Source organism: Pseudonocardia xinjiangensis (genome assembly GCF_012911925.1).
Classification (GTDB): Bacteria; Actinomycetota; Actinomycetes; order Mycobacteriales; family Pseudonocardiaceae; genus Pseudonocardia; species Pseudonocardia xinjiangensis.
On record NZ_JAAXKY010000078.1, the window covers coordinates 12,985 to 35,003 of the forward strand.

A 22,019-nucleotide genomic window follows, 5' to 3' on the forward strand; every position below is an offset into this window, starting at 1 on the left:
CTCCTTCTCCGGTGCCGTCCGTCCGGGTTCACCGGACGCGGCGGCGCCACTCGTTGTCGATGTGCTCGATGAGTGATCGGTAGAGCTCGGCGATGACGGGCGCCAGGCGCTCGAGCTCGGCGGTCGGCGGGTCCGGCACCTGCACGGCGGAGGCGACGGCCTGCTCGAGGAGATCGGCGCGGGTGTCCACGTCGAGGTCGGGACGGCTCCCCGGCGCCCCACCCATGAAGAAGAACCCGGCCCCGATCGCCCCGAACATGTAGAGCAGCGCGTCGATGTCGAGGTCGGTGCGCACGCATCCCGCGTCGCGCAGCAGCCGCAGGTGTTCGGTCAGCACCTGCGCCCGGGCGGCGACCAGCCCCCCGAGGGTCTCCCCTGCCTCGTGTGCGAGCCGGCCGAGCACCTCGGCGTCGGCCAGGTACAACGCGCGGGACATCGGGTCGGCCGCGAGCTCCAGGTAGAGCGAGCGCAGCTGCCGGGCAGGCAGAACGTGTGCGGGCTCGGCCTCCATCCGGTCGGCCATGGCCGTGACGACCCGGCGGTTGGCACGCAGCAGCACGGTGAGGAACAGGGCTTCCTTGGTGCGGAAATGCAGGTAGACGGTGCCCTTGCCGATTCCGGCGTGCCGTGCGACCTCGTCGATGGTGACCCGCTGGTAGCCCCATCGCACGAGCAGCTCGGCTGCGGTGTCGAGCACCCGCTCCATGCGGCTGCTCGCGAACTCCGGCGCGGCCACGCCCACCTCCTCGTCGTGACGCCCTGACCATCTGACGCTCTGACCATCTGACTTCGTGACCAGATCCATCAATCTGGTCACAAGGTCACCGTACGCGGGCCGGCGCCGCCCGACAAGACCGGTTCGCCCGACTGGCACGAGGCTCGGCCCGGACTACCGTTGCGGCATGGCCGACTACGAACATCTGCTGGTCAAGCACGACGGCGACACCGTCCGGATCACGATGAACCGGCCGGACCGGCGCAACGCGCTGTCGGAAGGGCACCTGCGCGAGCTGCTCGACGCGTTCGAGACGGCCGGGCGCAGCAGCGCCACGGGCATCGTGCTCGGCGCCGAGGGCAAGGCGTTCTCGGCAGGCCACGACTTCGCCGACGTGGCGGCCCGCGACCTCGGCGGAGTGCGCGACCTGCTGAAGCTGTGCACCCGCGTCATGCAGACCGTCCAGGAGGTGCCGCAGGTCGTGATCGCGCGGGTGCAGGCCATCGCGACCGCAGCGGGGTGCCAGCTCGTGGCGTCCTGCGACCTGGCGGTGGCGGCGGAGTCGGCCGCGTTCGCGCTGCCCGGGGGCAAGGGCGGCTGGTTCTGCCACACCCCTGCCGTCCCGGTGGCCCGCACCGTCGGACGCAAGCGGCTGATGGAGATGGCCCTGACCGGCGACGCGATCGACGCGGCCACCGCCGCGGAGTGGGGGCTGGTCAACTACGCGGTACCCGACGCCGAGCTGGACGCCCGGGTCGACGACCTGCTCGCCCGGGCCACCCGCGGCAGCCGCTTCGGCAAGGGCGTGGGCAAGCAGACCCTCTACGCCCAGCTGAACCGGCCGGAGGCCGACGCGTACGCGATCGCCGTGGAGGTGATGGCGTCGCTGTCACAGAGCCCGGGCGCCAGGGAGGGCATGGCGTCGTTCCTGGAGAAGCGCGCGCCCGTGTGGCCCGACTGACCGCCCCTCACCGCCGGTAGGCGAGTCTGCGGAGGAGTGCATCGACGGGGCCGGGGCGGCCGGTGCGGTCCATCCAGGCCGCGACGGCCAGCGCCACGAGCCAGACGGCGAGGGCGACGGCCAGCGCCCCGAGGCTGTCCACCCGCTCCCCGAGCCCCAGCAGGTGGTGGTGCAGCACCACGGCGACGAGCACCGAGTTGACCAGGTAGAAGGTCAGCGACCGCTGTCCCACCGCGGCCACGGCCCGGGTGATCGGGCCGCGCCGCTCGTCCAGGCGCAGGGCGAGCAGGCCGAACGCCGCCGCGTAGCCCGCGCCGCCGAGCACCCCCGTCAGCACCTGCAGGGCGAGCAGGGCGCCGGTGGACACGACGTCCGGGCGCAGGGCGTCGACCTCGATCAGGGCCGCGGGCAACGCGCCGAGCAGCGACGTGGCGATCCCGCCGGCAGCGATGCGGACCAGGAGCGGGCGGTGGCGCGCCGGGTCGTCGAGCAGCCCGAGGCGCCCGGCCCGGAAACCCAGCACGACGAGCAGGAGCAGCGGGAAGGCCACGGCGACGAAGATCGGGTTGAACGGCACGGCGATCGCGCGCGCCGCCCAGTCCGCCGCGGTGCTGTACCCGGGCATCGCGACCGCGGCGATGTCCGGAGCCGCCGCGAGGGAGACCATCGCCAGTGTCACGGTGACGACGTAGCAGGGCACGAGCACCGCGATCGTGCGCGTGACGGCACGGTCGGAGCGGAACAGCAGACCGCCGAGCACGAGCCCGGCCAGCCCGTAGGAGGCGAGGATCTCGCCGGGGAACACCAGGAACGCGTGCACGGCGCCGAAGGCGAGGAGCCACAGGCTGCGCCGGCGCAGCAGGCCACGCGTCTCGGCGTCCGGTACGCCCGCCTGGCGCCTGCGGGCCACCATCCAGGCCAGCCCGTAGCCGTAGAGGATCGCGAACATCGGGAACGCGCGGTTGTCCAGCACGAGCATCACCACGAACCGCGCCACGGTGTCGGGCGCCGAGGTCCCCTCCGGGAGCCGGCCACCGAACGCCACTCCGGCGTAGACCCCGGCGTAGGCCATCGCGATCAGCAGGAGCATCACCCCGCGGGCCAGGTCGGGAGCGAGTTTCCGTTCCGAGCGCGGGGTGGCGCCGTACCCGGCGCTCGCAAGGGGTCCGGTCGCGGTCATCCGACGGTCTCCTTCGTCTTCTCTGCCGGCTTCTCACCCTTGGCCGCCGCGGCTGCGGCAAGGGCGGCACTCTCGGCGTGGCCGGACAGGTAGTCGAGGAACCCGCCCCCTCGGCCCTTCGCCGTCGTCGTGCCCGGGTAGCGCAGCCGGGCGAAGGTCTCGGGGAGGTGGGACTCCAGGCGGCGGGCCGCCACGGCACCACCCGCCCAGGCCGCGACCAGGGCGTTCCCGAACGCCACCCCCAGGGCCGCCACGGCGAGCCACGGCGGCGGGTCGGCAGCGAAGGCCAGCGGCACCGCCACCGCAACCGTCGGCGCGACGAACGAGAGCACCGCCCAGAGCGCCACCTGGATGGCGAAGCCGTTCTCCCCGGCGTCGGTGGCGTTGACCCGCCGGTGCGGGTCGACCCCCGGAGTCACGCCGACGACCGACATCACGACGGCCACGGCGCTGCCGACCCCGAGCGTGGCCAGGATGCCCGCGTAGATCGGCACCGCGAACTCGAACACCCCGCTCAGCACCATCATCAATGTCGACAGGCCGAGGGCGGGCACACCCAGCGCCACGACCAGCCCGATCTGGCGGCCCCGGATGTCGGCCCGCAGCGCCCGGCGGCTCTGCCCGACCACGAGCAGCCACAGCGCGGTGCCGTCCTGGCCGAACAGGTTCGCCCCGCTGAGCCCGGCCATCAGCGCGACGGCGATGCCGGCCAGACCGGCGAGCTGCGGGATCCCGGCGATCACGCCGTAGATCGCGACGAAGATCCCGAACCAGATCGACGACCGGATCTCCAGGCTCCGCCACGGATCCCGCCACCAGGTGCGCAGCTCCTTGCCCACCACGGCACCGAGCGGCGTGCCGGGCAGCAGCCGTCCCCGTGTCAGCACCCGGCTCCCCCACGGACGGGTGCGACGGCGGACGGTGCGGTTGCCCACGTAGGGCGTCAGGAGCGCGACGGCGGCCAGCACCACCAGCGCCGTGACCAGTGCCAGCGCACCGATCAGACCCGCGGCCGACGCATGGTCGCCCGCGGCCGCGGCGTCGACGGCCAGCAGGGGCCAGCTGCTGGGGAACAGGCCCAGCACCCCCGACACCCCCGACGCTCCGAACCCGTCGCGCAGGAACACCGGCACGGCGCTCACCGCGGGCGAGACGATCAGCCACCCGACGAACATCGACGAGAGCACCAGCCCGTACTGGATCGCCGCGATCTCGACGCCCATCCGGGTGCGCATCGCCGCGCCGAGCAGCGCGTACGCCACCCGGGAGACCGCCACGGTGAACACGAGCAGCAGCGCCGCTCCGACCACCGCGGTCCCGACGGCGGCCGCCACGGACGCGACGTCCGACCCGGCCGTCACGACCGCGTAGCCGACCAGCGCGAGCACGGCCCCCGCGGTCACGGCGGCCCCGACCCCGACGAACACCGACGCGAGCAGCCCGAACCCCAGCCGGCGCGGGGAGAGCGGCAGCAGCGTGAAGTACTCGGGCCGCAGCACGGCCGCTCCCGAGGTCAGTATCGGCCCGACCAGCCAGCCGACGAGCCAGGCGGCGAGCACGAACAGCAGCACGTCCGACCGGGCCGACGGCGCCGCGACCAGCACGGCCACCCACGTGGCGAGCGCGCCCACCACCCCCAGCACGAGACCGAGCACGCGCTTCCAGCTGAGCGTGTGCCGCTGGATCGCGAGCTTGAGCCGGATCAGCTCGCCAACCACGCCAGCTCCTCCTCTCCGACCTCGCGCTCGCCGACGAGCCGGACGAAGGTGTCCTCGAGCGTCGAGGCGCCGCGGACGTCGGCCACGGTGCCTGCGGTCAGTACCTGCCCGGCCGCGATGATGGCCACCCGGTCACAGAGGTCCTCGACCAGCGACATCACGTGCGACGAGATCACCACCGACCCCCCGGCGGCGACGAAACGGCGCAGGATGCCGCGCAGCACGCGCGCCGAGACCGGGTCGACCGCCTCGAACGGCTCGTCGAGCACCAGCACCTTCGGTGCGTGCAACAAGGCGGTGGCCAGCCCGATCTTCTTGCGCATGCCCGTCGAGTACTCGATGACCAGCAACCCCCGGTCCTCGGCCTCGTCGAGCTCGAGGATGCGCATCAGCTCGGTGGCCCTGGCGCGCACCACGTCGGCGCGCATGCCGCGCAGCAGCCCCCAGTAGGTGAGCAGCTCGCCGCCGGTGAGCCGCTCCGGGAGCGCGAGCCCGTCGGGCAGCACGCCGAGCAGCGCCTTTGCGCGGGTGGGATCCGCCCAGACGTCGATGCCGTGGACCGCGGCGGTACCGGAGTCCGGGCGCAGCAGGCCGACGGTCATCGCGAGCGAGGTGGTCTTGCCCGCGCCGTTGGGCCCGACGAGCCCGGTCAGCGAGCCGACCGGCACCGTCAGGCTCACGTGGTCGGCGGCCGGCTTCCCGGAGAAGACCTTCGTGAGCCCGTCCAGGTGCAGGGCCACCGGCGTGTCGATCGGCATGGCGGCAACGCTGCCCGCCCGGCGCGCCCCGTACTGCGGCCGACCGGACAGTCCCCCTGGCCGATCGGTCCGCGTCCGGCGGGAAAATCAAGCCACTCGGGTATACGTCCCTTCCGTACAGTTCGTCCCATGGTCGACACCGCCCGGCCGGCCGCGCCCCCGGTGGACCGCTGGATGCTGCCCGGGGAGCTGGCCCGCGCCGTTGACCCCGACGGCCGCACCACCACGGGTACGGCCAGGCGCACGCCCCGCGACTGGGCCGTCGACCTCGCGATGTTCCTCGTGGCCGTGCTCGTCGGGGCGTCCGAGCAGACGCTCGTGGTGCTGCCCGACCTGTTCGGCCTGCCCACCTGGCTCCGGATCGCCGACCCGCTGCTGGGCGCCGCGGCGTGCTTCGCGCTGTGGTGGCGCAGGCGGTTCCCGGTGGCCACCGGGGTACTGGCCGCCGTCGCCGCGTCGATGTCCAACACGGCCACCGGCGCCGTGTTCCTGCTGCTGTTCTCCCTCGCCCTGCACCGGGGCTGGACGTACGCGGTGCCGGTCAGCTTCGGCATGGTGCTGCTCGGCGTGCCGTACATGGCCACGTACTTCCCGGCGGTGTTCGGGCCGCCCGTCCCGTGGATCCTCGTGATCCTGCTGTTGGTGGCGCTGGTGGTCACCGCAGGACTCGGCGTGCGCGCCCGGCGCCAGCTCGTGCTCGCCATGGGGCTGCGCGCCGACGCCGAGCGGCGCGAGCACGCGAGAGCGCTGGAGGAGAGCCGCCACACCGAGCGGCAGCGGATCGCCAGGGAGATGCACGACGTGCTGGCGCACCGGATCTCCCTGCTGTCGGTGCACGCCGGCGCCCTCGAGTACCGCACCGCCATGGCGGAGAGCGGCACCGCGCCGCCACCGACCGCGGCGGAGGTGCACAGTGCGGTGAGCGTGGTGCGGTCCAACGCGAACCAGGCCCTCGACGAGCTCCGCGAGGTGCTCCACCTGCTGCGCGACCCGGCCGCGACGGCCGACGTCGACCGGGAGGAGATCAGAGCCGCGCCGCAGCCCACCGTGGACCGGCTCCCCGCGCTCGTCGACGAGGCGCGCCGCAGCGGCCAGGACGTGCACGCGGACCTCGCCGACGACCTCTCCGCCCTGCGCCCGCAGGTGCAGCGCACCGTCTACCGCATCGTGCAGGAGGGTCTCACCAACGCGCGCAAGCACGCGCCGGGCGCCGCGGTGCACGTCCTCGTACGGGGCGAGCCGGGTGGCGACGTCGTGGTGCAGGTGGGCAACCCGGTGCCGCTGGGGGTCACCACGAGCGAGATCCCGGGGGCGGGCTCGGGCCTCACCGGGCTCGCGGAGCGCGTTGCCCTGCACGGCGGGGAGCTCACCCGGGAGATCACCGACGGGCGGTTCCGGCTGGGCGCGAGCATCCCGTGGCCACCCGAGGACGCCGTGGTCCCGACGGAGGACCGGCGATGACCACGGAGACAGCCATGAGCGCGCAGCCCGCGATCCGGGTCCTCGTCGTCGACGACGACCCCCTCGTCCGCAGCGGGCTCAACCTGATGCTGGGTGGCGCGGGGGACATCGAGGTCGTCGGCGAGGCCGCGGACGGCGCGGACGTCGTCGACGCGGTGGACCGGCTCGCCCCGCACGTCGTGCTCATGGACGTCCGGATGCCGGTGCTCGACGGCCTCGCCGCCACCGCGGCCCTCGATCGCCGCGCCGGCCACGGACCGCGTCCCGCCGTCGTGATGCTGACGACCTTCGACGCTGACGAGACGGTGCTCGCCGCACTGCGCGCCGGAGCCGCCGGCTTCCTGCTCAAGCACACCCCGCCCGCCCAGATCGTCGACGCCGTGCGCCGTGCCGCCGCGGGCGACCCCGTGCTCTCGCCGAGCGTCACCCGCAGCGTGATCGCGATGGCCGCCCGCCGGCACCCCCCGGCCGCACCGGCCGCCTCCGACGCCCGCGCCCGCATGGACCTGCTGACCGACCGCGAGCGCCAGGTCGCCATCGCCGTGTCGGAGGGGCTCGGCAACGCCGAGATCGCCGAGCGGCTGCACCTGTCCACGTCGAGCATCAAGGCGACGATCTCCAGCGCCCTGACCAGGCTCGACCTGACCAGCCGGATCCAGCTCGCGATCCTCGCCCACGAGTCCCGCCACGGCTGACCCACCACGTGCACGTGCGCGCCGGCAGACCGGGGCTCAGTAGACGAGCAGCGTGTCGCAGATGTTGGTGCCGTTGAGGTTCCCGCCTCGCTGGCTGTCCAGAACGTAGAAGCCCTGCATCCCGTGACGTGACGAGCATCGTCTGCTCGCCCATGTTGCTCGGCGCCACATTGTTCCTGGCGAGGGCGAAGAGATTCGTACCGAGATTGTTACGGCGGAGCACGGATCACAAGTAGGGCCGCAGAATATGCAGGCCCCGAATATCCGTCAAGGACGTCGCACTGCGGCTCGGCGCAATTCCATAATCAGCTCGAATGTCATCGCCCGGTCTCCATCGGCTCGCCGAGCCTCGCGGAGATCAGCAGACTGCCCATGACACACCGGGATGATGCACCTGATGCACTAGTCTGGTCATCATGCGCACCACGGTGTCGATCTCCGACGAGCTGCTCATCGCCGCGAAGCGTCTGGCACGGGAGCGCGGTCAGACGCTGGGTGAGGTCATCGATGCCGCGCTCCGCCGTGAGCTCACGATCCCGACGCAGCGCGGGAGTCGCCCTGTCGTGCCGGTGTTCGACGGTGAGAGCGGTCCGCGGCCGGGGATCGACCTGACCTCCAACAGCTCGCTGCACGAGGCGCTCGACGACGACGACGATCTCGCCGAGCGACGCTGACGTGCTCCTCCTCGACGTCAACGTCGTCCTCGCCGCCCATCGGGCAGACCATCCGCACCACGTCCCCGTCCGGGCATGGTTCGACGACCTGCTCGCCGGCGACGAACCGTTCACCGTGCCCGACTCGGTCTGGGCGTCGTTCCTCCGCCTTGCCACCAACCGCCGAATCTTCACCGTTCCGAGCCCACTGGCGGCCGCGTTCGTCTTCATCGACGCGATATGTGCCCAGCCGCATCACCTACGGACCGCGCCCGGGCCCCGGCACCTGACATTGCTGCGAAGCATGTGTGAAGAGGCCGATGCTCGCGGCAACCTGGTGCCGGACGCGGTGCTCGCCGCCATCGCCATCGAGAACGGGTGCGCGGTGGCTACTCTCGACCGGGACTTCGCCCGTTTCCCCTCCGTCCGTCACACACTCCTGACGATCTGATCGGGACGACCGCTATCCCCGCTCCAGCACCGCCTTCAGGAACTCCTTCGTACGCGGATGTTCCGGGGCGCTGAACAGCCGTTGCGGCGGGGCGTCCTCGATCACCTGTCCGCCGTCGAACATCATCACCCGGTGGGAGAAGTCGCGCGCGAACCCCATCTCGTGCGTGACGCAGAGGATGGTGATGTCGGTGGTCTCGCCGATGTCGCGCAGCAGGGCGAGCACACCGGCGACGAGCTCGGGGTCCAGTGCCGAGGTCACCTCGTCGAGCAGCAGGACGTCCGGGCGCATCGCGAGCGCCCGCGCGATGGCCACCCGCTGCTGCTGCCCACCGGAGAGCCGTGACGGGTGCTCGTCGATCTTCTCCCGCAGGCCGACCAGGTCGAGCAGCTCCTCGGCCCTGGCGTTCGCCTCGTCCTTCGACAGGCCGAGCACCCGGGTCGGCGCCTCGATCAGGTTGCCCCGCACGGTCATGTTCGGGAAGAGGTTGAACTGCTGGAACACCATCCCGATGTGTTTGCGCACCTCACGGCTGTGCTTCTCGTCGGCGGGGACGAGCTTGCCGCCCTTCTCCATGTGCGAGAGGTAGCGACCCGCGACGGTGATGGTGCCGGCGTTCACCGCCTCCAGGCTCATGAGCAGCCGCAGGATGGTGGTCTTGCCCGATCCCGACGGCCCGATCAGCGTGACGTGCTCACCGGGGGCGACGGTGAAGTCGAGGTCGGAGAGCACGACGTTGTCGCCGAACCGCTTCTCCACCCCGTCGAAGACGATCATCGGGTCAGATGGTCCCGACACGGCGCTCCAATCTCCGCACGAGCAGCGAGGCAGGGTAGCTCAGCAGCAGGAAGAGCAACCCCGCGATGGTGTACGGCTCGACGTAGCGGAAGTAGGTGTCGCCCGCCTCCTGGGCGCGGCCGACCACGTCGAGCAGCCCGATCGCGGTGAGCAGCGGCACCTCCTTGAACATCGAGATGACGTAGTTGCCGAGCGCGGGGACGACCCGCGGGACCGCCTGCGGCAGCACCACGCCGGTCCAGACCCGCGAGCGCGGGAGGCTCAGTGCCGTGGCCGCCTCCCACTGCCCGCGCGGTACGGCGTCGATCCCGGCTCGGTAGACCTCCGACGTGTAGCACGCGTAGTGCACGCCGAGGGCGATCACGCCGACCGTCAGCGCGCTCAGCACGATGCCGAACTGCGGCAGCACGAAGTACAGGAAGAAGATCTGCACGAGCAGGGGCGTGCTGCGCACGAGCTCCACGAAGCCCCGCACCACCACCGCGAGCGGCCGCGGGCCCCGTTGCAGCACCGCGAGCACCAGGCCCAGGACCATCGCGACGATCGAGCCGAGCACCGTCGCCACCAGGGTGAGGCCCAGCCCTTCGAGCAGCAAGGGCAGGATCGCGAAGGCGTAGTTCCAGTCCCAGATCTGCTGAGACATCAGACCGCCCCCGTGACGGCGGCGCGCCGGGCGCGCTCGGACGGGCCCCGGCCGAGCCGGGCCGCCGCCTTGCGTTCCAGGAACCGCATCACCGCGGTGATGACCAGCGACAGCACGAGGTAGAAGAGCAGCAGCAGCAGGAAGATCTGCAGCACCTGCGGGTTGAACCGCGGGACGAGGATCTGCGTGGCCTGCCGGGTGATCTCGCTGATGAAGACGAACGACAGGATCGAGGTGCTCTTCAGCAGCTGGATGAACAAATTGTTGAACGGCGGGATCATCTCGACCACCGCCTGCGGCAGGATCACCCGGAACATCCGCTGCGCCGGGGAGAGGCTGAGCGCCAGCGCACCCTCGTACTGCGCGCGGGGCACCGACTGGATCGCACCGCGGACGATCTCCGCTCCGTAGGCGCCGTGGTTGAGGCCCAGCACGAGAATGCCGCCCCAGATCGGCACGATCTCGAACCCGACGAGCACCGGCAGCGCGAAGAAGATCCAGAACAGCTGCACGACCTCCGACGTGCCGCGCAGCCCCTCCACGTAGATCCGGCTGATCACGCGCACCGGCCGCGACGGCGACAGCAGCGCGAGCCCGGCCGCGAACGAGAGCACGATCGTCAGTGCGATGCCGCCGACGGTGGCGCCCACGGTCTCCGGGAGTCCCTGGGCGAGGACGGACAGGAACGTTGCGAGGTTGTCCACCGCAGCCTCAGGCCGAGCAGAGCTGCTCGGTGGTCAGCCCGGCGGTGGGCAGGTTGGCGTCGGAGAACCCGAACGGGCTCGCGATCTGCACCCAGCGCCCGTTCCCGTGCAGGTTCTGCAACTCGGTGTCGAACGCCTGCCGCAGGTCGTTGTCGCCCTGCCGGAACACGAACCCGCCCGCCGAGACGACGGGCCGCCCGTCCTGGGTGGGGGTGAACCCCGGGGTGACCTCGACGCCCGCCTCCGGGTTCTTGCCGGCCAGCCACTTCAGCGAGATGTCGGTGAGCGCCGCGGCGTAGACCCGGCCCGCGGTGACGGCCTGCAGCAGCGCGTTCTGGTCGTCGAACGGGCTGATGTTGCCGGCCGGGACGCCCCCCGCCTCGGCATAGCCCTGCTCCACGGCCGCGCCGAGCACGGCGAGCTTCAGGTTCTTCGCCGCGATGTCCGGGAACGTGGTGACGCCCTCCGGGTTGCCCCGCGGCACGAGGAACGCGGTGAGCGCGGTGTAGTCCGGGACGGAGAACGCCGCCTGCTGGCACCGCTGGGGCGTGATGTTCATGCCGGCGCAGACCATGTCGAAGCGGTTGGCGTTGAGCGCGGGAATCAGCGAGCCGAAGTCGACCTGCTCGGCCTGCACGTCACGGATGCCGATGCCCTGCAGGACTGCACGGGCCACCTCCGGCGCCTCGCCGGTGACCCTCCCGTCGGTGCCGGTGAAGCCGTAGGGCTCCTCGCCTGCGATCCCGATGCGGATGGTGCCGCTGCTGCGCGCGCTCTCCAGCACGCTGCCGCCGCCGGCGTTCGTGCTGGTACAGGCAGCGAGCGCCGTTGTTCCCCCGAGTGCCACCGCACCTGCGGCGGCGGTGCGGCGGAGGAAGTCACGCCTGCTCCATGATCGCTGCGTCATGGTGGTCCCCTTCCGGATCGAACGGCCGGGACCTTCGTCGGTCACCGACGTCGTCAGGCGAACGTAGGTCAACCCCTCCGGACGGACCGGTGTCTGCAGGGGACGGAGGCCACTCGTTATCCGAACGCAATCAGCCTCGGTGTCCGGAACGCCGGTACGCCGAGCCGATCGCCGGCCCATGCGCGAGGATCGGCCGCATGTTGCGCATCGCCGGGCTCCCCGTGCTGGTCGGCCCTTCCGACGTCGTCGCCGGGGCCAGAGCGGTGATGGGATGGACCGAGGAGGCCGTCGAGGTAGCGGCGTCGCTGCCCGGGCGGGCGTCGGCACTGCTCGACGACGTCGAGGCCCTCGTCGCGAGGATCTCCGCGGTCGCCGACCGGGTGGAGGTCATCGCGGACCGGGCGGACGTCATCGTCGGCTCGGTCGACGAGGTGCTCGTCGGCGTGCGCACCGCCGTCGCCAGGGTCGACACGGTGCTGGCCGACGCGGACGGGCTCGTCCGGCGGATCGACCCGCTGCTCGCCGAGGTGCGCACCGCCGCGGGCGGCGCCGCCGAGCTCGTCACGCAGGCCCGTGTCGTGGCCGACGACGCGGCCGGACTCGTCGGGCGCGCGGGAGAGGTCGCCGACGGAGCCGCGGAGCTCGTGGCGGGAGCGGGCAGCGTCGCCGACCGCGCGGGCGGCGTGATCGACAAGGCCACCGCGGTCGCCGAGCGCGCCACCATCGTGGTCGACCAGGCGGCAGGCGCCGCCGACGGCGCGGGCGAACTGCTCGCCGTCTACCAGCCGATCGCCCGCCAGGCCGCACCGCTGGCCCGGCGCTTCGTGGAGGAGTTCTCCGAGGAGGAGGTGCAGGCGGCGATCCGGCTCGTCGACCAGCTCCCCCAGCTCACCGAGCACATGGAGACCGACATCATGCCGATCCTCGCCACCCTCGACCGGGTCGGCCCGGACGTCCACGAGCTGCTCGAGCAGCTCAAGGAGATGCGCCAGGCCATCCAGGGCATCCCCGGGCTCGGGTACTTCCGCAGGCGCGGCGAGCGCGAGGACGCCGAGAACGGCAGCTGACCTACGCGGGCACGTTCTCCGGGAAGTGGCAGGCCACCCGCTGCCCGGGCGCCAGCTCCACCAGCGGTGGCTCCTGGGTGCCGCAGATGTCCTGCGCCTTCCAGCAGCGGGTGTGGAACCGGCAGGCCGGCGGCGGGTTCAACGGGCTGGGGACGTCCCCGGTGAGCAGGATGCGCTCCCGCTTGGTCTTCCGCTGCGTGTCCGGCACCGGCACCGCGGAGAGCAGCGCGTTGGTGTAGGGGTGCATCGGGCGGGTGTAGACGGCGTCGCTCTCGCCGAGCTCCACGATCTTGCCCAGGTACATCACCGCGACCCGGTCGGACACGTGCCGCACCACCGAGAGGTCGTGCGCGATCAGCACGTAGGTCAGCCCGAGCTCGTCCTGCAGGTCCTCGAGCAGGTTCACCACCTGCGCCTGGATCGACACGTCGAGCGCCGACACCGGCTCGTCCGCGACGATCAGCTTGGGCCGCAGCGCCAGCGTCCTGGCGATGCCGATGCGCTGGCGCTGCCCGCCGGAGAACTCGTGGGGGTAGCGGTTGTAGTGCTCGGGGCTCAGCCCCACCAGCTGCAGCAGTTCCTGCACCGCCTTGCGGATCCCGCCGGGCGGCTCGATCCCCTGGATGCGGAACGGCGCCCCGACGATCGTCCCCACGGTGTGCCGCGGGTTGAGCGACGAGTACGGGTCCTGGAAGATCATCTGGACCTCCCGGCGCAACGGGCGCATCGCCCGCTGCGGCAGGTGGCTGATGTCGCGCCCGTCGAAGACGATCGAGCCACCGGTGGGCTCGATGAGGCGGGTGAGCAGGCGCCCGGTGGTGGTCTTGCCACAGCCGGACTCGCCCACCAGCGACAGCGTCTCGCCGCGGAACACCTCGAAGTCCAGGCCGCTCACGGCCTGCACCGCACCCACCTGGCGTTGCAGCAGGCCACGGCGCACCGGGAAGTGCTTCTGCAGCCCGGACGCGCGCAGCAGCACCTCCCGCTCGGTCGGGGCCGGCTCCGTCGGCTCTGGGCTGGGCGTCGACCCCGTGATGGTCGATCCGGTGGACATCGGTTCGGTACCCGTTCGGTCGGGGCTCATCGGTCGGCTCACAGCTTCGGCCTGATCTCGTCGTCGAAGATCTGCCGCCGCCGTTCGTCGGACAGGTGGCAGGCGACCCGGTGCCCGTTCGTCCCGACCGCACGCAGCTCGGGGCGCACGGTGGTGGCCAGGCCGTCGGTGAGCTCGTCGTAGGCACACCGGGGGTGGAAGGCACAGCCCGCCGGCACGTTGATCAGGCTCGGCGGGCTGCCGGGGATGGGCATCAGCCGGTCGGAGCGCTCGCGGTCCCAGCGGGGCAGCGAGCCCAGCAGGCCCCACGTGTAGGGGTGCTGGGGTGTCTCGAAGACGCTCGCCGCCGAGCCGGTCTCGATCGCGCGGCCGCCGTACATGACGAGGATGTCGTCGGCCAGCTCTGCCACCACGCCCAGGTCGTGCGTAATGATGATCACCGCGGAGTTGAACTCGGCCTGCAGGTCGCGGATCAGGTCGAGGATCTGGGCCTGCACCGTGACGTCCAGCGCCGTGGTCGGCTCGTCGGCGATCAGCAGTTCCGGGTTGCACGACAGCGCCATCGCGATCATCGCGCGCTGGCGCATCCCCCCGGAGAAGTGGTGCGGGTAGTCGTCGAAGCGCGACGCCGCCTGCGGGATCCCCACGCGGTCGAGCAGCTGGACCGCCCTGGTCCGGGCGTCGCGCTTGCTCACGTCGTGGTGCAGCCGGTACGCCTCGACGATCTGCTGGCCCACCGAGTAGTACGGATGCATCGCCGAGAGCGGGTCCTGGAAGATCATCGCCATGGTCCGGCCCCGCAGCTTGCGGACCTGCTCGGAACCGGCCGAGACCAGCTCCTGGCCGCCGAGCCAGATCTCGCCCGAGATCTTCGCCGCACGCGCCTTGTGCAGACCCATGATCGACAGGCTGGTCACGCTCTTGCCCGAGCCGGACTCGCCCACGATGCCCAGCCGCTTGCCCCGCTCGAGGGTGAACGACAGCCCGTCGACGGCCTTCACCACACCGTCGTCGGTCGGGAAGTGCACCCGCAGGTCACGCACGTCCAGGAAGGCGGGCGGGGTCACGTCGGTGGTCATGAGTACCTCACCCGCGGGTCGACGATGGCGTAGCACAGGTCCACCACCAGGTTGGCGAGGATGATGAAGATGCTCCCGACCATGACGACGCCGAGCACCTTCGGCAGGTCGTTGTTGACCACGGCGTCCACCGAGTACTTGCCGATACCGGGCAGTGAGTAGGTGCTCTCGGTGAGGATCGCGCCGCCCAGCAGCAGCCCGAGGTCCAGTCCGAAGATCGTCAGGATCGGGGTGAGGGCCGAGCGCAGGCCGTGCTTGACCACGACCGTGCGCTCGGGGAGGCCCTTGGCGCGGGCGGTGCGGATGAAGTCCTCGCCCATCGTGTCGAGCATCCCCGCCCTGGTCAGCCGGGCGTAGCCCGCGGCGTACAGGAACGCGAGCGTGATCCACGGCAGGAGCAGGTCGTACGCCCAGAGGAAGGGGTTGTCCTCGATCGGCGTGTAGCTGCCCCCGGGCGCGGTGATGCCGAGCGCGTAGCTGAAGACCGCCAGCGACAGCAGCCCGGTGAAGAAGATCGGCAGCGACACCCCGGCGAGCGCCACGCCCATGGCGGCCCGGTCGAAGATGCTGCCGGGACGCAGCGCCGACACCACGCCGGTGGCGACGCCCGCGACCACCCAGATCAGGGCGGCGCCCGCGGCCAGCGACAGGGTCACCGGGAGCCGGTCGAGCAGGTCGGGCAGTACGGGGTTCTGGGTGAGGAACGAGTACCCGAAGCACGGCGCCGGGCAGTGCACCGTGGTCGGGCCGGTGCTGTAGTCGGCGCCGGCCACCAGCCCCTTGAGGAACCGGCCGTACTGCACCCAGATCGGGTCGGTGAAGCCGAGCTTCACCGCGATCACGTGGATCTGCTCGGCATCGGCGGTCTTGCCGACGTAGCGCGACGCGAGATCCTCGGGGGTGGCCCCGGCGAGCCGGGGCACCAGGAAGAAGATCGCGAACACGGCGGCTGTGACGATCAGCAGCAGGATCACCGCCGCGACCAGCCGCCGCACGATGTAGATGGCCATCACTTACGGCTCGGTGGCCGGTGGGCCGCACCGGTCGGGTGCGGCCCACCGGCCCACCACGTGCCTTCACCTACCTCCAGGTCGGTCCGCGGGGAACACCTACTTGCGGGTGGTGCCCAGCGCCAGGTAGTCGAACATCTGGTAGCCGTCGGTGATGAACACGTTCGTCAGGTTCGGCGGCCGGTAGAGCAGGCCCTTGGACCAGATGCCCGGCAGGATGTAGGCGTCGTCCATGACCTTCTTGTCGATGTCGACCCAGATCTTCTCCCGCGCCGTGGTGTCCGTCGTGACCAGCGCCTTGTCGAGCATCGCGTCGACCTCGGGGTCCTTGACGCCGAAGTTCGTGTTGCCCCCGGAGGCACGGATCGCGCGGCTGTCGACCATCTGGGCGAGGAACCCGTAGCCGTCGGGCCAGTCGGCGGCCCAGCCGAAGACGTTCAGCCCGAGCGAGTTGGCCTTCGCGAAGTCCGGCTTGCCGGCGTAGAGCTTGGCGTAGTCACCGAGCGGGTAGGGCTTGACCTCCAGGTTGATGCCGACCTTGGCCAGCGACTGCTGCAGGGCCTCGGCCGTGGCCTTCTCCTTCGGCCGCTCGGCGCGGTAGGAGATGCCCGTGGTGAAGCCGTTCGGCTGCCCGCACTGGGCGAGCTCGTCCTTGGCCTTCGCCGCGTCACCGGCGTTGCCGGGGGTCGGGTAGGTGTCGAACTTCTCGGCACCGGGGATCACCGGAGGCAGCAGGTTGGTCGCGATCTCGCCACCGGTCGCCCCGCCGTAGGCGCGCTGGTAACCGGTCTTGTCGGCCGCGTACTCCACCGCCTTGCGGCAGTGGATGTTGTCCAGGGGTGCGACGTCGGAGTTGATCGACGTGTACCAGAGCCGCGCACTGATGGCCGAGTCGGTGTTCGCCTTGAGCGTCTGGTCGGCCAGTACCTTGCCCTGGGCGGCCGGGCCGACGCCGGTGCCTTCGATCGCGACGTCGAGGTCACCGGACTGCAGCCGGTTGTCGATGTCGTCGGAGTTCACATTGAGCGCCACCTCGATGCGGTCGGGCAGCGGCTTGCGGTTCGGGTCGGTCGCCTGGTCCCAGTTCGGGTTGCGCTTCATCGTGAAGCTCTTGCCGAGGTCGTTCGTGTCGAACATGTATGGGCCCGTGGAGACCACGTGCTCCTTGTACTTCGACCCGGTGTCCTTGGCGACGGGCACCGGCGCGGTGCTCGGCATCTGTGCGAAGTAGTCGAACCCGCTGAACGGCTGCTTCAGGTGGAACACGATCGTCCGGTCGTCCGGGGTGTCGATCGCCTTGAGCCCCAGCTTGTTCGGGTCGGAGTCCGCGTACGGGCTCGTGTAGCCCTGCAGGTCCAGGAAGTCGTTGAAGTAGGTCGGCCCGTTCGGGAACGTGGTCTTGTCCAGCGACCGCTCGACGGCGTACTTGACGTCCTTGCTGGTGACCGGCGTGCCGTCCTCGAACTTCACGCCCTGACGCAGCGTGTAGGTCCACGTCTTCGCGTCGTCGCTGGGCTTGCCGAGCGACTCGGCCAGGTCGGGCACGAGGGTCGCGCCGTCCTTGCCCGGGGCCGACTTGAACATCACCAGTGCACGGCTGTAGAGCCGGGCGAAGTTCCACGAGTACGAGTAGTACGTGTCGGCGGGGTCCAGCGAGTCCCAGTCGCCCGAGTTGGCGTACCGGATCGTGCCGCCCGTGACGTCCGAGACGTTGTGGACGCCGCCGACGTCGCTCCCGCCACCACTCGACGAGCTCCCGCCCGAGCTACCGCCTCCACAGGCCGCCAGGGCCAGCGTCGAGACCGCGATGACCGCGGCCGCCGCCACTCTCCTACTTCTCACGCTTTCCGCCTACTTCTCATCGGGGAGCTCCCGGTGATACCGGGAAAATGGGATCAATTACCGCGAACGCGGATCGAGCGCGTCGCGGAGGCCGTCGCCGAACAGGTTGAAGGCGAGGACCGTCACGAAGATCGCGAGCCCGGGGAAGAGCATGAAGTTCGGGGCGATCTGGAACCAGTGCGTGGCGTCCGACAGCATTCCGCCCCAGCTCGGGGTGGGGGGCCGGATACCGACCCCGAGGAACGACAGTGCGGCTTCGAACAGGATGTTCGTCGGGATCAGCAGCGTGGCGTACACCAGGATCGGTGCCACCAGGTTGGGCATCATCTCGGTGAACAGGATCCGGGGGCTGCGGGCGCCGAGGCTGCGGGCGGCGTCGACGAACTCACGCTCGCGCAGCGACAGCGTCTGGCCGCGGATGATGCGGCCGATGTAGGGCCAGCTGGAGAAGCCGATGATCACCACGATGAGCGCGATGCGCAGCGCGTCGCCCTCCAGGCCGAAGGCCTTGTCCGGGATGATGCCGGCCAGCGCGAGGGCGAACAGCAGGATCGGGAACGCCAGGAAGACGTCCATCGTGCGGCTGATCAGGGTGTCGACCCAGCCGCCGAAGTAGCCCGCCACCACACCCAGCACGGCCCCGATCAGCACCGCGAGGAGAGTGGCGAGGAACGCGATGAGCAGCGAGATCCGGGAGCCGTAGACGACCCGGCTGAAGATGTCACGGCCGTTCACCGGCTCGACCCCGAAGAGGAAGTCGTGGCTGATCCCGCCGAAGGGGCCGTTGGCCACCTGCAGGTCGGGGTCGATCTTCTCGTAGTGGAAGTCGAGCGGGGGGTGCCCCAGCAGCGCCACGATGAGCGGCGCGAAGATCGCCACGAGGACAAGCAGCACGATCACTGCCGCCCCGCCGAGCGCGACCCTGTCGCGGCGCAGGCGGCGCCACGCGATCGCGCCGAGCGACCGGCCCTGGATCGTCGTTCCCATGCCCACCGTGACGGCCTCGGGCTCGGCGTGCACCGCCGAGCCGGGTACGTCGCTGGGGGCCGTCATTGCCGCACCGGCATGCGTCCACCTTCACGTCGTTATCCAGATCGCTCCCGATTCGGGGTCGGGCGACCTGGGTTCGCGAACACTATCGGGTGAACTACCGGTGGGTATGCCTACAAACGGTAACGATTTCGTAAGCCAGTGTGGATAAATCGGACATAACTGTCGTATTGCCATGCTCAGCTCGCAAGAGGCCCTCAATCGCCGAGCTGGTGCACCTTTCGGATCAGCGTCACGATCTCGTTCATCATCGCGGTGAGCCGAAAGTCCTTCGGCGTGAACACCGCGGCCACGCCCTTCTCCCGCAGCGTCGCCGCGTCCTCGGGCGGGATGATGCCGCCCACCACGACCGGCACGTCGTCGGCTCCGGCGGCCCGCAGCCCCTCCACCACGGCAGGCACCACCTGCAGGTGCGAGCCGGACAGCACCGACAACCCGACGACGTGGACGTCCTCCTGCACGGCGGCTGCCACGATCTGCGCGGGCGTGAGCCGGATGCCCTGGTAGACCACCTCGAAGCCGACGTCGCGCGCACGCACGGCCACCTGCTCCGCGCCGTTGGAGTGGCCGTCGAGCCCTGGCTTGCCCACCAGCATGCGCAGCCGGGAGCCGAGCTCCTCCCCCGTGGCCCGCACGCGCTCGCGCACCACTCCGATCTCGCCGACCGCCTCGCCGGAGGCGATCGCGGCGGACACCCCGGTGGGGGCCCGGAACTCGCCGAACGTCTCCCGCAGCACCCCGGCCCACTCCCCCGTGGTGACACCCGCCTTGGCGCAGGTGATCGAGACGTCCATGAGGTTGGTGTCGGTCTTGGCCGCGTCGCGCAGCGCGGCGAGCGCGCTCTCGACGGCCGGCGCGTCCCGGGACGCACGCCAGGCCCGGATCGCCTCGACCGCCGCGGCCTCGGTCGCCGGGTCGACCGTCTCGATCGCGGCCGCGCCCTCGGCCTGCAGCGGGCTGGGCTCGGTGGTGTCGAACCTGTTCACGCCGACAACGACGTCCTCGCCCGACTCCATCCGGCGCCGCCGCTCGGCCAGCGAGCCCACCAGCCGGCCCTTCATGTAGCCGGACTCGACGGCGGCGACCGCGCCACCCATCTCCTGCACCCGCGCGATCTCCGCGCGGGCGTCGGCCACGAGCTCGGCGACCTTCGCCTCGACCACGTGGCTGCCGGCGAACAGGTCCTCGTACTCCAGCAGGTCGGTCTCGTAGGCGAGCACCTGCTGCATGCGCAGTGCCCACTGCTGGTCCCACGGCCGGGGCAGCCCCAGTGCCTCGTTCCAGGCCGGGAGCTGCATCGCGCGGGCGCGGGCGTCGCGGGAGAGCGTCACCGCGAGCATCTCCAGCACGATCCGCTGGACGTTGTTCTCCGGCTGCGCCTCGGTGAGCCCGAGCGAGTTGACCTGCACGCCGTAGCGCAGGCGCCGCTGCCTCGCGTCCTGCACGCCGTAGCGCTCCCGCGTGATCTCGTCCCAGAGCTGACCGAGGGCCCGCATCTTGCACATCTCCTCGACGAACCGCAGGCCCGCGTTGACGAAGAAGGAGATGCGCGCGACCACGTCGCCGAACCGCTCCGGCGGCACCTGGCCGGAGTCGCGCACCGCGTCCAGCACCGCCATCGCCGTGGACAGCGCGTAGGCGAGCTCCTGCGGCGGCGTGGCCCCGGCCTCCTGCAGGTGGTAGCTGCAGATGTTGATCGGGTTCCACTTCGGGATGTTGGCCACCGACCAGGCGATCATGTCGGTGATCAGGCGCATGCTCGGCGCGGGCGGGAACACGTACGTCCCGCGTGACAGGTACTCCTTCACGATGTCGTTCTGCGTGGTCCCGGCCAGGGTCGCCCGCGGGGCGTCGTGCTCGTCGGCCACCGCCACGTAGAGCGCGAGCAGCCACATGGCGGGCGCGTTGATCGTCATCGAGGTGTTGGCCTCGGCCATCGGGATGCCGTGGAACAACGCGCGCATGTCGCCGATGTGGCTCACCGGCACCCCGACCTTGCCGACCTCCCCCGTCGCCAGCTCGTCGTCGGGGTCGTAGCCGGTCTGGGTCGGCAGGTCGAACGCCACCGACAGGCCGGTCTGCCCCTTCGCGAGGTTGCGCCGGAAGAGCTCGTTGGACCGCTCCGCCGAGGAGTGCCCGGCGTAGGTCCTGATCACCCAGGGACGGTCGCGCTGACGGTCGGTCGGGTAGGGCACCGGACACCTCCGCGTCGTGGATCCGGCGGGCAGACCGGCTCAGCCTACTGGCGCGTAGCTTTCCCGAGAGGGCGAACGGCGCGGCGTCACACCGGGCAACGGTGAGGGATCGATCCAGTGTTCGTGGGGGCGCGGTTGCGGCGTCCGTGGCGCACAATGTCCGGCATGCTCGAGGGGACACCGGCCGTCGCCCTCATCGGCGCGCTGTTGATGAGTGCGGTCCTCTTCGTGGCGCTGCGCTGGACGTTCGGCACCGGCCGCAACCAGCCCGCGCCGCACCTCCCGGACCCGGACGACCCCACCGGCGACGGCCTGCTCGAGGAGGTCTCCCGGGTGCCGACGGAGGCGGCCGCCCTGGTGCTGCGGTCCCGCCTCGGCGACGCCGGCATCCGCGCGACGGTCGGCCGCGCCGACGGTGTCTACCGCCTGCTCGTCTTCCACTCGGACGCCGTCAACGCCCGGGTGGTGCTGAGCAGGGGCGCCCTCGACTGACCGTACGGCCGGAAAAACGGGCGACTCGCGCACGCGAAACGGGCGACTCGCGCGGCCGGAACGGGCGACTCGCGGGGGCCGCGCGCCGGCCGTCCCGCGAGTCGCCCGGTTTCTCCCCGCGAGTCGCCCGGTTTCTCCCCGCGAGTCGCCCCGTTTCCGCGGGCGAGTCGCCCGCTGCGGCCTCAGACGCGGTGGTAGCGCGCGTCGAAGAAGGAGAACACGCCGTAGGCGGCCAGCCCGATGGCGACGATGATCAGCAGGTAGGGCCCGAACGGCTGGGCGGCGAGCGTCTTGAGCGCCACGTCGAGCCCGGACGCCTCGTCCGGGCGGAACCGGACGGCCGCGATCACGACGAGCACCCCGATGAGCCCGATGGTGATGCCCTTCGCGACGGAGCCGACCTGCCCGGTGCGTTCGAGGGTCTGCCGCGCGTGGCGGTCGGTCGGGGTGCTCATGTCCTCGAGGAACTTCTTCTGGTAGCCCTGGACGATCTTGACGATGCCGGCCACCAGGATCCCGAGCCCGACCGCCCCGACGATGAACTGACCGCCGGGCAGCCCGAGCACTCCGGCGGTCAGTTCATCGT

The 22,019-nt window shown here is 71.2% G+C and carries 22 protein-coding genes; 7 read left to right on the plus strand and 15 right to left on the minus strand.

The window, feature by feature from the left end; all coding sequences use genetic code 11:
- Positions 1-28 precede the first annotated feature (28 nt).
- A complete protein-coding gene (locus tag HF577_RS22095; RefSeq protein WP_169397838.1) occupies positions 29-736 on the minus strand; it encodes a TetR/AcrR family transcriptional regulator in 708 nt (235 codons plus the stop codon).
- 166 nt (positions 737-902) lie between these two features.
- Here HF577_RS22095 and HF577_RS22100 point away from each other — a divergent pair, with 166 nt between their 5' ends.
- Complete coding sequence (locus tag HF577_RS22100; RefSeq protein WP_169397839.1) at positions 903-1,676, plus strand: enoyl-CoA hydratase-related protein; 774 nt, start codon at positions 903-905, stop codon at positions 1,674-1,676.
- 7 nt (positions 1,677-1,683) lie between these two features.
- Here the strand turns inward: HF577_RS22100 and HF577_RS22105 are convergent, their stop codons facing one another.
- From HF577_RS22105 to HF577_RS22115, 3 genes are read right to left on the minus strand one after another with little or no spacing between them, the layout of a single operon-like run.
- Positions 1,684-2,856 (minus strand): DUF418 domain-containing protein, encoded by a 1,173-nt coding sequence (locus tag HF577_RS22105; RefSeq protein WP_211174656.1) that lies wholly within the window; start codon positions 2,854-2,856, stop codon positions 1,684-1,686.
- Entirely contained in the window at positions 2,853-4,574 is a 1,722-nt protein-coding gene (locus HF577_RS22110; protein WP_169397840.1) for a hypothetical protein, read from the minus strand. The genes HF577_RS22105 and HF577_RS22110 overlap by 4 nt, the downstream gene beginning before the upstream one ends.
- A complete protein-coding gene (locus tag HF577_RS22115; protein WP_169397841.1) occupies positions 4,559-5,332 on the minus strand; it encodes an ABC transporter ATP-binding protein in 774 nt (257 codons plus the stop codon). Before HF577_RS22115 ends, HF577_RS22110 begins: the two co-directional genes overlap by 16 nt.
- 129 nt (positions 5,333-5,461) lie before the next feature.
- Here HF577_RS22115 and HF577_RS22120 point away from each other — a divergent pair, with 129 nt between their 5' ends.
- The 4 genes from HF577_RS22120 (at position 5,462) to HF577_RS22135 (ending at position 8,592) form a co-directional block, all read left to right on the plus strand.
- Positions 5,462-6,793 (plus strand): sensor histidine kinase, encoded by a 1,332-nt coding sequence (locus HF577_RS22120; protein ID WP_211174657.1) that lies wholly within the window; start codon positions 5,462-5,464, stop codon positions 6,791-6,793.
- The gene (locus HF577_RS22125; RefSeq protein WP_246266954.1) at positions 6,790-7,488 is read left to right on the plus strand and encodes a response regulator transcription factor; all 699 of its coding nucleotides are present in this window, start codon (positions 6,790-6,792) and stop codon (positions 7,486-7,488) included. The genes HF577_RS22120 and HF577_RS22125 overlap by 4 nt, the downstream gene beginning before the upstream one ends.
- A gap of 416 nt (positions 7,489-7,904) precedes the next feature.
- A complete protein-coding gene (locus HF577_RS22130) occupies positions 7,905-8,162 on the plus strand; it encodes an antitoxin (RefSeq protein WP_169397842.1) in 258 nt (85 codons plus the stop codon).
- Between the two features lies 1 nt (position 8,163).
- Positions 8,164-8,592 carry a type II toxin-antitoxin system VapC family toxin gene (locus tag HF577_RS22135; protein ID WP_169397843.1) on the plus strand — a complete coding sequence of 143 codons (429 nt, stop codon included), beginning with the start codon at positions 8,164-8,166 and terminating at the stop codon, positions 8,590-8,592.
- A 12-nt stretch (positions 8,593-8,604) separates the two neighbouring features.
- On the opposite strand, the gene HF577_RS22140 is transcribed toward HF577_RS22135, so the two are convergent.
- The 4 genes from HF577_RS22140 to ehuB are packed head-to-tail and all read right to left on the minus strand — an operon-like array spanning position 8,605 to position 11,644.
- The gene (locus tag HF577_RS22140) at positions 8,605-9,369 is read right to left on the minus strand and encodes an amino acid ABC transporter ATP-binding protein (RefSeq protein ID WP_169397844.1); all 765 of its coding nucleotides are present in this window, start codon (positions 9,367-9,369) and stop codon (positions 8,605-8,607) included.
- Positions 9,370-9,373: 4 nt separating this feature from the next.
- Positions 9,374-10,033, minus strand: coding sequence for an ectoine/hydroxyectoine ABC transporter permease subunit EhuD (gene ehuD, locus HF577_RS22145; RefSeq protein WP_169397845.1), 660 nt, complete (start codon positions 10,031-10,033; stop codon positions 9,374-9,376).
- Positions 10,033-10,737: an ectoine/hydroxyectoine ABC transporter permease subunit EhuC gene (gene ehuC, locus HF577_RS22150; RefSeq protein WP_169397846.1), complete on the minus strand. Its 705-nt coding sequence runs from the start codon at positions 10,735-10,737 to the stop codon at positions 10,033-10,035. The genes ehuD and ehuC overlap by 1 nt, the downstream gene beginning before the upstream one ends.
- A 7-nt stretch (positions 10,738-10,744) precedes the next feature.
- Positions 10,745-11,644: an ectoine/hydroxyectoine ABC transporter substrate-binding protein EhuB gene (ehuB, locus tag HF577_RS22155; protein WP_169397847.1), complete on the minus strand. Its 900-nt coding sequence runs from the start codon at positions 11,642-11,644 to the stop codon at positions 10,745-10,747.
- Between the two features lie 197 nt (positions 11,645-11,841).
- Between ehuB and HF577_RS22160 the strand changes: the two genes are divergently transcribed.
- The gene (locus tag HF577_RS22160; protein ID WP_211174658.1) at positions 11,842-12,711 is read left to right on the plus strand and encodes a hypothetical protein; all 870 of its coding nucleotides are present in this window, start codon (positions 11,842-11,844) and stop codon (positions 12,709-12,711) included.
- A gap of 1 nt (position 12,712) precedes the next feature.
- Here the strand turns inward: HF577_RS22160 and HF577_RS22165 are convergent, their stop codons facing one another.
- The 6 genes from HF577_RS22165 to HF577_RS22190 all read right to left on the minus strand — a co-directional run bounded on the left by HF577_RS22165 (position 12,713) and on the right by HF577_RS22190 (position 20,941).
- On the minus strand, positions 12,713-13,765 hold the full coding sequence (locus HF577_RS22165) for an ABC transporter ATP-binding protein (protein ID WP_211174659.1): 1,053 nt from the start codon (positions 13,763-13,765) through the stop codon (positions 12,713-12,715).
- 38 nt (positions 13,766-13,803) lie between these two features.
- Positions 13,804-14,844 (minus strand): ABC transporter ATP-binding protein, encoded by a 1,041-nt coding sequence (locus HF577_RS22170; protein WP_169397849.1) that lies wholly within the window; start codon positions 14,842-14,844, stop codon positions 13,804-13,806.
- Positions 14,841-15,854, minus strand: coding sequence for an ABC transporter permease (locus HF577_RS22175; protein ID WP_169397850.1), 1,014 nt, complete (start codon positions 15,852-15,854; stop codon positions 14,841-14,843). Before HF577_RS22175 ends, HF577_RS22170 begins: the two co-directional genes overlap by 4 nt.
- A gap of 99 nt (positions 15,855-15,953) precedes the next feature.
- A complete protein-coding gene (locus HF577_RS22180; RefSeq protein ID WP_312859294.1) occupies positions 15,954-17,696 on the minus strand; it encodes an ABC transporter substrate-binding protein in 1,743 nt (580 codons plus the stop codon).
- 57 nt (positions 17,697-17,753) lie between these two features.
- On the minus strand, positions 17,754-18,749 hold the full coding sequence (locus HF577_RS22185) for an ABC transporter permease (RefSeq protein WP_169397851.1): 996 nt from the start codon (positions 18,747-18,749) through the stop codon (positions 17,754-17,756).
- A gap of 194 nt (positions 18,750-18,943) precedes the next feature.
- A complete protein-coding gene (locus HF577_RS22190; RefSeq protein ID WP_169397852.1) occupies positions 18,944-20,941 on the minus strand; it encodes a protein meaA in 1,998 nt (665 codons plus the stop codon).
- Between the two features lie 165 nt (positions 20,942-21,106).
- On the opposite strand from HF577_RS22190, the gene HF577_RS22195 reads away from it, so the two are divergent.
- The gene (locus HF577_RS22195; RefSeq protein WP_169397853.1) at positions 21,107-21,433 is read left to right on the plus strand and encodes a hypothetical protein; all 327 of its coding nucleotides are present in this window, start codon (positions 21,107-21,109) and stop codon (positions 21,431-21,433) included.
- A 182-nt stretch (positions 21,434-21,615) separates the two neighbouring features.
- On the opposite strand, the gene HF577_RS22200 is transcribed toward HF577_RS22195, so the two are convergent.
- On the minus strand, positions 21,616-22,019 hold a 404-nt coding region (locus HF577_RS22200), incomplete at its 5' end, for a DUF1206 domain-containing protein (RefSeq protein ID WP_169397854.1).